Genomic DNA, 1,224 nt, shown 5'->3' on the forward strand with positions numbered 1-1,224 from the left:
ACGGTTTTCTCTCACAGGCAATATTGAGCAATATAGAGTTTGATTCGGTAGACTCGAAAGGATTTCACTTTAATACCATTATCTGTGTGCCTGATGGTGCCAGTTGTTATTTGCTTGATACAAGAATATCCTTTGATGGTAAAATGTCGATGGAGTTGATAGAGTATTAGTTTTTATTCTTTTGCTTTTTCAGCCAGTCGTCGATTAACATTCGGGCGATAGACAGTTTTTCCGGTATGGTGGGGAGGTTTGCCGCATCAAACCATGAACCAGACGTAAGTTCGGATTGTTGCAGGCTTATTTCTCCCTCTTGATAGTCTGCCGTGAAACCAATCATCAGTCCGCAAGGGTATGGCCAAGGTTGACTTCCGAAGTATTTGATATTTTTAATTTTTAGTCCGGTTTCTTCGAGAACCTCGCGCGATACGGCTTGTTCAAGTGTCTCACCCGTCTCAACAAAGCCTGCCACCAACCCATAGAAATTACCACGGAAATTCTTTGCGTGTACAAGCAATATATCGTTGCCTTTACTAATCAAAACGATGACAGCGGTGGCCAACTGGGGCCAGACTTCTTTCCCGCACTTACCGCATTTCTTGCTGATGTCTGTGCTTTTTTGCATAAGTCCGCCACATGCGCCGCAAAATTTAGAGTTGTGATCCCAATACAATAATTCTTTGCATTTTCCGGCTTTCAGGTATTGACTGTATGGCAGTTTGTAGTAACTCTCTCTCAGTCCGCATAGTTCAAGTCCAGAGTTGTCAGCAATGGGAATGTCTACGCTGTACGTCAATACTTCCTCTCCGTCAGCTGCTGTGACGGTCATAATGTCCGCTCTATTCGTAATTGTTGTTGGTGGAACTTCAGAGTATGGTATGTTGAAAGAACCGTCTTCATGCTTTTCCAGCAGGATATAGTCTTTGTGGAATACAAAGTAATGCTTTTTCATGATAGTATTTATTTCCCGAAAATAATTTGTCTGTCTCTTTTTATTGCCTGTATAGTCCATTTTTCAGGCACAAATTTCCAGTTTCTGTTAGCTGTCGGCGTTACAATGCCGGTATCCTCTATTTCTTTCATTATATAATATCTCTGGTCTTTTTCACTCTGATATACCGTTCTTCCTGCCAATGAGTCTTTGGGTATTCCGGCACCCTTTGTCAGTAGCTCTCCGCCTCCGCTTCCTCTGTAACTGTTCATCACGACCTTATACCATGCGTTTTT

General features: G+C 42.3%; 2 protein-coding genes and 1 pseudogene. 1 reads left to right on the forward strand and 2 read right to left on the reverse strand.

Annotated elements, in window-relative coordinates; genetic code table 11:
- Positions 1–170, forward strand: a 170-nt coding sequence (locus tag MoGM_RS13475; protein WP_146078599.1) for a DUF4738 domain-containing protein, incomplete at its 5' end; no start/stop codon positions are given.
- Here the strand turns inward: MoGM_RS13475 and nudC are convergent.
- Both nudC and MoGM_RS00640 read right to left on the reverse strand, forming a co-directional pair.
- The gene (gene nudC, locus MoGM_RS00635; RefSeq protein WP_104368303.1) at positions 167–949 is read right to left on the reverse strand and encodes an NAD(+) diphosphatase; all 783 of its coding nucleotides are present in this window, start codon (positions 947–949) and stop codon (positions 167–169) included. The genes MoGM_RS13475 and nudC overlap by 4 nt on opposite strands.
- Positions 950–957: 8 nt before the next feature.
- Positions 958–1,224 (reverse strand): annotated as a pseudogene (locus MoGM_RS00640) (bifunctional metallophosphatase/5'-nucleotidase); the annotation flags it as partial.

The sequence above is a fragment of the Prevotella sp. MGM1 genome, from assembly GCF_002933775.1.
In the GTDB taxonomy this organism is placed as follows: Bacteria; Bacteroidota; Bacteroidia; order Bacteroidales; family Bacteroidaceae; genus Prevotella.

Excerpts from the sequence above, each read along its gene's own strand:
- nudC (WP_104368303.1), bottom strand. The coding sequence starts at position 949 with ATGAAAAAGCATTACTTTGTATTCCACAAAGACTATATCCTGCTGGAA.